This window comes from Microcoleus sp. Pol7_A1, assembly GCF_036701085.1.
Taxonomy (GTDB): domain Bacteria; phylum Cyanobacteriota; class Cyanobacteriia; order Cyanobacteriales; family Microcoleaceae; genus Microcoleus; species Microcoleus asticus.
Genome location: NZ_JAUBQD010000153.1, coordinates 1 through 1,688, shown reverse-complemented (window position 1 = coordinate 1,688; position 1,688 = coordinate 1). Strand labels below are relative to the sequence as shown.

At 38.5% G+C, this 1,688-nt stretch carries 2 protein-coding genes and 1 pseudogene; 2 read left to right on the top strand and 1 reads right to left on the bottom strand.

Annotated features, from left to right (window positions below):
- Nucleotides 1-221: hypothetical protein (locus QUA20_RS31665; RefSeq protein ID WP_333194299.1), on the top strand; the 221-nt coding region annotated here is incomplete at its 5' end.
- Between the two features lie 18 nt (nucleotides 222-239).
- Nucleotides 240-635, top strand: a pseudogene (locus QUA20_RS31660) (TylF/MycF/NovP-related O-methyltransferase); the annotation flags it as partial.
- Nucleotides 636-743: 108 nt separating this feature from the next.
- Here the strand turns inward: QUA20_RS31660 and QUA20_RS31655 are convergent.
- Complete coding sequence (locus QUA20_RS31655; RefSeq protein ID WP_333194297.1) at nucleotides 744-1,478, bottom strand: class I SAM-dependent methyltransferase; 735 nt, start codon at nucleotides 1,476-1,478, stop codon at nucleotides 744-746.
- Between the last annotated feature and the right edge of the window lie 210 nt (nucleotides 1,479-1,688).

The following is a 1,688-nucleotide window of genomic DNA, read 5'->3' as shown; positions in this document are numbered from 1 at the left end:
ACCGATTACCACCTAAACCTCCTCCCATTGATTTATGGAAACAAGATAAGGAATTTATTAATTTAATGGAGAGTATAGTTGCCTACACTAGAGTAGAAAAACTGAGTTGTTATATGCTTTATCAGTTTTCTAAACAAGTAGCCAACTTAGCAGGGGAGGTGGCTGAGATCGGTGTTTACAAGGGGGGGTCAGCAAAACTGTTAGCTAAAATGTTTGAATGAACAGGCAAAAGTTTATATCTTTTCGATACCTTTTCTGGGATGCCAGCAGTTGACCCCCATAAAGATATTTTTCAAGAGGGAGCTTTTGGGGATACATCGCTTGAAAAGGTCAAGGCTTACTTATCTGACTGTAAGAATGTTAACTTATATCAGGGGTTGTTTCCTGATACGGCAACCTCTATAAAAGATAAAACTTTCTGTTTTGTTCATGTTGATGTAGATATTTATCAGTCTGTAATGGATTGCTGTAATTTTTTTTATGGTAGGATGACAAGAGGTGGCATAATTATCTTTGATGACTATAGATATTTAAAGTGTCTTGGGGCTAAAATGGCGGTTGATGAGTTCTTCGCAGATAAGTCAGAAAGCCCCTGCTATATATCAACTGGTCAATGTGTGGTAATTAGACACTAATAAGCTGTTTTACAAAGAGAAAGCAGGAATTGGTTAGCCTTGCATATTCTATAAAGCGCCTCTTATAGATATGATTAATATAGAAGCGATCGCAACTCTGAATATTCGCTAAATTTGCTTTGCTCTGGCTTGGATGATGAGAAACCAAGGGGTTATGGACAACTTCTGATAGGATTCCGGATCGAGGCGTTTGCACTCTTCTACCGGTCGTGGCTCAATAATTTGTTCTATGACAAACCCTGTGTTGGCAAGTGAAGAAGCGATCGCACTTAATGGTTTTCGATAAAAGCGGACGCGAACGGGAGAATTCCCAAAACCCGTCCACTCTTCTTCCACCAATTCCGTGGCAAAGTAATCATCTTTACCTACCTGAAAACCCATTAGTGGATGGTGTGTAGAAAAGAATAAAAGACCGGAGGTAGACAGGAGACGATGAAATTCCTTAAGAACGCCATCCCAATCCTTGATATAGTGTAAAGTTAGCGAACTCACAACTATATCAAAAGAGTCATCTGACAAAAAACTTAAAGGTTGACTCAAATCTGCCTGGTAAACTTGAGCGCGGTTTCCCAGTCTTTGTTGAGTTAATTGAACCATTTTGCGACTCAAATCAATGGCTACCACAGAAGCGTTATGATTAACTAACCACTCTGTATATGCTCCGCCTGCACAGCCAGCATCCAGTACCCGTTTAGATTCTACATTAGGTAGAATAGAAAACATAGCTGGTCGCTCATAGTAAGCATTGTAAGCATTAGAATTAGTTCGCGTTACGTAAGCCTCTGCAAAAGCTTCGTAATCGTTGAAAGCTGTAGAATTTTGGTTCTTTTTTCTATTACTCATGTTTACTATAATAGACCTCTTGCAAAAAAAATATGTGTTATCCTTAAAAGTTTGCTCAAGTTTAGGTCAAACTTTTAATTATTGGGTTGATTGGCATTTTTAAAAACTTGCCCAGCCTGCTAGACTATAAAATGGGCTAAGCTTTCCATAATAGCACAAAATTATTTTGCAAGAGGTCTAATAAACTGCTTGCATACTGCATTGGCTATA